A 6,479-nucleotide genomic window follows, 5' to 3' on the forward strand; every position below is an offset into this window, starting at 1 on the left:
CGCATCAGCAGTGACCTCAATGATCCAATTGAAGCTGAGTTTCGCCGTCTGGAATTGCAAACTGCCCTTGAGGAACTGAAACGCTCCATGGGGTTATAGGGCAACAGACGTGGGACAATCGAGAACGCGGTTTTATCCAAATGTCCCATGGCGGTTATTCAGATTGCATCCGACGACACTTGGCAGATTCAGGCCGATGGCCATCCCCTGCGGGGTACCCTCCAAGTACCGGGGGATAAGTCCATTTCCCACCGGGCCCTGATGTTGGGGGCCATAGCAGAGGGCACCACCCATATCGAAGGATTGCTCGTGGGTGAGGATATCTGTAGTACTGCCTCCTGTTTCCGTGCCCTTGGTGTGGAGATTTCGGATCTCAATGCCACAGCAGTAACGGTGCAAGGCTTGGGCATTGGCCGCCTTCAGGAGCCGGTGGATGTGATGAATGCCGGCAACTCCGGTACAACGATGCGGCTATTGTTGGGGGTATTGGCAGCGCAAACGGGTCGCTTTTTTACGATGACTGGGGATGCTTCCCTGCGATCGCGCCCTATGGCCCGGGTCGTCACACCCCTCCTACAGATGGGTGCCCAGATTTGGGGCCGTCAACACCACAGTCGTGCCCCCTTGGCCGTTTTGGGACAGCCCCTAGAGCCCATCACCTACTACAGTCCCATTGCCTCCGCTCAGGTAAAATCAGCGCTATTGCTGGCCGCCCTCCACACCGAAGGCACCACCATTATTCGCGAACCCCACCGCTCCCGAGATCACAGTGAACGGATGCTTCAGGCCTTTGGTGCCCGTTTGAGCGTGGATGAGGCCACCTGTACAGTCAGTTTGGCAGGGCCGGCGGTCCTAAAGGGTCAGAAGGTCATTGTCCCCGGGGACATCAGTTCAGCTGCCTTTTGGTTGGTGGCAGCCTCTATTATTCCTGATTCAGAATTGCTGCTGACCAATGTGGGGGTCAACCCCACCCGCACCGGCATTCTCGATGTTCTTTGGGCAATGGGGGCAGAGATTACCCTTGAAAATGAGCGGCTGGTTACGGGAGAACCGGTGGCAGATCTGCGGGTGCGATCGGCGAGGCTGAAGGGCACCCATATTGGCGGTGAATTGATTCCCCGCGTGATTGATGAGATTCCCATTGTGGCTGTGGCTGCTGCTTTTGCAGAGGGGGTCACTGAAATTCGCGATGCGGCAGAACTGCGGGTGAAGGAGAGCGATCGCCTCAAGGCCGTGGCCACAGAATTGCAAAAAATGGGCGCTAAGGTCACTGAACTCAGGGATGGCCTCGATATTCAAGGGGGCGTGCCCTTGCAGGGCAGCCATCTGGAAACCTACGGCGATCATCGGATGGCCATGAGTCTGGCGATCGCTGCCCTCAATGCCAAGGGAACCAGTGAAATTCACAACGCCAGTGCAGCAGCGGTCTCCTATCCAGAATTTGTAACAACTCTGCAACAAATTGCTTGATAGCACAAAAATCCCAGTAATTCTTGGGAGAACTTCACTCAACACTAAACGCTGTATGCTAGCATCAAATAAATTGTTTTGGCATCACAATCGGGGCTTGCCCGATGTTGAATTCTGCGTACCCCTAGGTGATGGAGTGTTGGTGTTCCCGGGGATCGCTCGACTAAATTGTAAATTGAGCGCCAAAATGATACACAATCAATAAAATACGGTATCATAGTTTCACTTCTATCCTAGGAACGTTGCTCCCTTTAACTCAGGCTTTGGGCCCCCCTGACCTTCTGTTTTTGTTCAAAAAAAGTTGAGCTTTTTCATCATGGCAACAATTCAAGACTTCGTTCATGTTCAGGACCAATGGTCATTAGATGAGTTGGTGGAAATCGCCAACGAACTTTTGCCCCAGCACCTCCCCCAGGAGGACTCCAAAAACCGTGTTTTGGAAGAGGTCAACCCGCGGCTGGTGCGCCATTACACCTCCTGTAAATTGATTGACCGCCCCGCTCGCATTGGCCGCGAAGGTCGCTACGGCTATCGCCACCTTGTGCAGTTGCTGGTGGTGCGGCGGCTGTTGATGGAGGGCTATACCGCAGGTGCCATTTACAAACTGGTGTATCGCATGAGCACCCCAGAACTGCGGGCCCTCCTTGAGCAGGGGGTGCATCTTCAATTGAATCCACCCCCAATCAACCCAGCTTTGGCCTTTTTGCAGCAGGTACAGGAGCGCTCCGAGCATCGCTATGGGGAGCCCATGCGCGTCAGTCCCACTATCAGCCGTCGCGAGGTGCCGCCCCCAAGCCATTCGCCGCAACCGGAGTCTTGGAAGCGCATTGAGGTGGCGCCCGGCTTTGAAGTTCATATTCGCGATGACTTTAACTTTCCCCAAATCAATCGCGATCAGGAAGCCCTGGTAAAACAACTGGTGCAATTGCTCTCTAGCTATACCCAACGCTAATGGAGAGCGCCAACCGAGATTGAATATCCTGTGTCGCGGTCAGCTCACCGGCGATCGCTATAATAACGCCATGGAAGGATGCCTCAACGATACGGATATCTACACGCTGTGCCAAACCCTTGCCCTTGGCCAGCGCACTGGGGAACTGTACATCGAAGATGATGCCGGTCGTACGTGGCTTCTGTTTTTGAATCATGGTTATTTGGTTTACATTGCTGATCGCCACAGCCACAGTTTAGAGCGGTTGCAGGATCTGCTCTATGGACAGGACATTCCTTGGCCAAGTCCCGATAGCTTCATCGAAAGCAAAGCCGGTGCCAGTTGGGTGGAATACGAATGCCTGTGGTGGCTCCTTGATTATTGCAAGCTCAATCAAATCCATAGCGTGTGGCGGGCGCTGCTGCGGGAGAGTCTCTTTGACGTTGTTAGCCTCAATCGCGCTTGGTTTAAGTTTTATAGTGCGAGTCCCCTCACTCCCCAATGGCACCATCTCTCCCTAACGGCGCTACTCAATGACAGCCTGAGTCATCTGCAGGAATGGAAAAAACTGCATCCAGAATTGCGTTCCTTGGATCAATCCCTTGAACTGACGGATATTAAACCCACGGGCAACGATCCAGCGGATCAGTGGTTTCGTCAACTGGAGCCCTTTGTGCGCGCGCCCATCACCTTGCGCCGCCTGAGTCGACAACTGGGACGAGATGGCGTGACTGTGGGCAAACTCCTGCTGCCCTATCTTCATAAAGGGTACTTACAAGTCAGTTCTTGGGGAACCAATGGCCACACCCGTACATTTCCACCCCTTTCTTGGCGGCGATCGCCCCGGGTCGTGTGTGTGGATGATGCCGCCACTGTGCGTCAAGTGGTTGAGTCTACTCTGCAGGCCGCAGGTTATGAAGCCACAGCGATCGCCCACCCACTGACCGCCTTGAGTCTCATTTTCCAACTCAACCCCGATCTGATTTTCCTGGATATTGCCATGCCCGAATTGGATGGCTACGAATTTTGCACCCTCCTGCGGCACACGCCTCGCTTCCGCTATACGCCGATTATTATGCTGACTAGCCTCGTTGGTTGGAGCGATCGCCTGCGAGCCAAGGTGGCTGGTGCCACTGATTACCTCAGTAAGCCCTTTTCAACCCAAGAATTATTAACAATTACGCATCATTACATTGGCGCAGCCCCGCCTGTAACCTCCTTAACAGACGAGTTCTTTAGCGACGTGCTAGAACCAAAGTCAGGTCTCGAGACGTCCCATTAACCTCCCCAGGTTGACTGTGATGAAGCTGTCATACTCTTGGGCTTTTAGAATATAAAGCAAAACCTTAATTCTTACGTGTAACCCCCTATGACCAAAGTCTTAGTTGTCGAAGATAGTCCACCCCAGCGGGAAATGATTAGCGAATTGCTGGCAAAAACAGGCTTTGACGTAACGGTTGCCAGCGATGGTGTGGAGGCAATGGAGCAATTGCAGCAGAGCACCCCAGATGTGGTTGTCCTCGATATTGTCATGCCCCGTATGAATGGGTATGAAGTCTGCCGCCAAATTAAGTCCGACCCCCGCACCCAATCGATTCCCGTGGTTATGTGTAGCTCCAAAGGTGAGGAGTTTGATCGCTATTGGGGCATGAAACAGGGGGCAGATGCGTACATTACGAAGCCCTTTGATCCCAAAGAACTCGTTGGCACCATCAAGCAACTCTTGCGAGGCTAGAAAAGATGTTTAGCAGCTCAGACCTACTCGCCACCAATGCCCCCATCGACAGTGACCGTATCGATGACCTCAGAACCCCCGAGGGAGATTTACATATTCTCTTTACGATCCCTAGCGGTGATACCTTGGCGCTACCGGCTATTGGGGTGCGCGAAGTCGTAGCCGTGAGCCCCGATCGCATTACCCCAGTGCCCAATACCTCCAATCTCCTACTGGGGATTTTGAACTTGCGGGGCCAGGTAATTTGGGTAGCGGATACGGGTAAGTTTCTGGGGAACGACACCCCCTTGAATACCGATCGCTCTGAGCTATCGATTATTGCCATTGAGGATGATGAGTTAATGGTGGGGCTAGCAGTTCATCAGGTGCGGGGTATGGAGTGGCTCAACAATGACACCATCAGGCCCGCTACCCATGTCAGCGATCAGATGGCTCCCTTTGTACGGGGCGAGTGGGTCTTTGATGCGGAGCAACAGGACATTGTGAAGCTTTTAGATCCCCTTGCCATTTTACGCAGTGCTCGCTGGGGACTCTAAACTAGAAAAAGTAGAATCTCAATGGAGACTCGCGCTCAAGCATCACCATGGAACTCATCGAGACCAGTCACTTTAGGAAAATTAACACACCCATGATATCTTTCCCAGGGATTGGCGCATACTTTGTAATTAAAGCTTCCTTGATTTCGTTCTGAGAATTATCTACCTCTTTTGATCGTCTTTGATCGTCCTCTTCTGATCGTCCATTCTGGGAGTAAGCCCATGGCATCCAGCAGCACCCAACACACCCAAGAATATCAAAAAGCGGTTGCCGCTTATGTGCAAGGCAACTACGAAGAAGCAGCCAAAATCACTGACCAATTGGTGGGCAACCGACCGGGCGATCCAAACCTACGGCTGCTGCGGGGGCACATTTACTGCTGCCAACAACGCTACAGGGAGGCTCAAGAGCATTACCAGGTGGTTCTCAATACCACAACTGATCCAGAATTAATCAATCTGGCCAACGAGAGCCTCGCCAAGATTAAGGATCTCGTTCCTACTGCTGAACCTGCCAAGAACAGGGGCGAAGAATACCACACCACTGCGCAAGGAGATTATACCCAACTTCAGGGGGAGAATACCATTTTGCAAACCACCCCAGCCATTGGGGAACCCCAAGCCGCGAACCCCCCAGCAGAAGAATTGAGTCTTGAACACTTTGATGACTTTGGCAGCGATTTAGGGACGAGCAACCCCTTTGACGATCTAGAGATTGCTGGCATTGAGGAAGAGTTTGGCGCCCATTTAGAACAGGGTACCTTTAATCCCTTCGACGAAGATGCAGCGGTTCAGAATCCCTTTAGCTTTTCCGCTCATCCTTTAGAAGAGCAAGTCGCAGACATTCCAGAAATTCCCATTGGTGAATCCATGCCACCTCTAGGCGTTGAAGCCATTGGGGATGATGATATCACGATGCTCATGGGAAGTTCTCCCTTGACCCCCTCTGAACCGCCCAGCCCTAGTCCTATTTTTGATAGGGAGGCGGCAGCAAGTACTGCGGATCCTTTTCAAGAAATGACCCCGCCCTCCCCAGAAACATTTGATAATCCCTTTGCCGCTGAAGTGGCCGCATCTGACGAGGGCCTCTTTAGGGGGCTGACAGAATCGGGAGCAGCCAATGTTTCTCAAGAGAACCTTTTTCCGGATGTGGAGGAATCTCCGGTAGTAAATATCTCGACAGAAAGTCTCTTTGGTGATATTGAGGAAGCCCCAGCAGCCAGCATTTCTGAAGAGAACCTCTTGCCAAATCTGACGGAATCTATTCAGACGAATGTTCCTGAGGTCTCTACCTCTGCTGCTGGTATCAGTGATTTGTTAACTAATGAAAAAGATGAAAAAGCAGAGGCCATTGAGTTGCTGCCGCAGCCGGAATTAAGTTCTTCTGAGGCTGCCGAGGAAGAAGACGATCTCTTTAGTGACTTCCCAGCTTCCCTTGAAGCTTTTGAAGCTCCAGATAGCGTGGCAGAACCCCTGTCTCCTGAGGCCCTTGACCCCGCCACCTTTGAGGATGCACAGACGATCGCCATCTCTGAGTTTCCGGCACGTGAAGCCATTGCCGAAGACAGGGGGGGGTCGGCGGCACCGGCGATCGCTGAAGGGCAAGTTAGCTCTGGTGGTGCTGAACCCGTTGAATCCATTGCCAACTTTGATCTAGAAGATCTTTCCTTTGGCAGTTTTGATGATGAAATGACCATTGCCAATCCCCAAGTCCATGGCATGGGTGCCGTTGGCTCAGAGGCCACAGTGATGACCGATGCTGGTACGGAGACCTTTGCGGTTCTACCGGATGAATTTGATCTCAGCC

5 protein-coding genes and 1 pseudogene are annotated in these 6,479 nt (G+C 52.5%); all 6 read left to right on the plus strand.

Annotated features, from left to right (window positions below):
- Positions 1 to 147: 147 nt before the first annotated feature.
- Positions 148 to 1,470 carry a 3-phosphoshikimate 1-carboxyvinyltransferase gene (gene aroA, locus H8Q75_RS07195; protein WP_024123880.1) on the plus strand — a complete coding sequence of 441 codons (1,323 nt, stop codon included), beginning with the start codon at positions 148 to 150 and terminating at the stop codon, positions 1,468 to 1,470.
- 316 nt (positions 1,471 to 1,786) lie between these two features.
- Positions 1,787 to 2,422, plus strand: a complete 636-nt coding sequence (locus H8Q75_RS07200; protein WP_297040999.1) for a MerR family transcriptional regulator — start codon at positions 1,787 to 1,789, stop codon at positions 2,420 to 2,422.
- 19 nt (positions 2,423 to 2,441) lie between these two features.
- The gene (locus H8Q75_RS07205) at positions 2,442 to 3,683 is read left to right on the plus strand and encodes a response regulator (RefSeq protein ID WP_024123878.1); all 1,242 of its coding nucleotides are present in this window, start codon (positions 2,442 to 2,444) and stop codon (positions 3,681 to 3,683) included.
- 87 nt (positions 3,684 to 3,770) lie between these two features.
- Positions 3,771 to 4,136: a response regulator gene (locus H8Q75_RS07210; protein WP_024123877.1), complete on the plus strand. Its 366-nt coding sequence runs from the start codon at positions 3,771 to 3,773 to the stop codon at positions 4,134 to 4,136.
- A gap of 5 nt (positions 4,137 to 4,141) precedes the next feature.
- Entirely contained in the window at positions 4,142 to 4,672 is a 531-nt protein-coding gene (locus tag H8Q75_RS07215) for a chemotaxis protein CheW (RefSeq protein ID WP_024123876.1), read from the plus strand.
- A 222-nt stretch (positions 4,673 to 4,894) separates the two neighbouring features.
- A pseudogene (locus tag H8Q75_RS07220) lies at positions 4,895 to 6,479 on the plus strand (hypothetical protein); the annotation flags it as partial.

Origin of the sequence: Thermosynechococcus sp. OHK43 (assembly GCF_014466085.1) — a bacterium.
Taxonomy (GTDB): domain Bacteria; phylum Cyanobacteriota; class Cyanobacteriia; order Thermosynechococcales; family Thermosynechococcaceae; genus Thermosynechococcus.

Bases quoted from the DNA above. Each gene is read 5' to 3' on its own strand.
- H8Q75_RS07200 (WP_297040999.1), top strand. From the start codon at position 1,787: ATGGCAACAATTCAAGACTTCGTTCATGTTCAGGACCAATGGTCATTA.
- H8Q75_RS07210 (WP_024123877.1), top strand. From the start codon at position 3,771: ATGACCAAAGTCTTAGTTGTCGAAGATAGTCCACCCCAGCGGGAAATG.
- aroA (WP_024123880.1), top strand. From the start codon at position 148: ATGGCGGTTATTCAGATTGCATCCGACGACACTTGGCAGATTCAGGCC.
- H8Q75_RS07215 (WP_024123876.1), top strand. From the start codon at position 4,142: ATGTTTAGCAGCTCAGACCTACTCGCCACCAATGCCCCCATCGACAGT.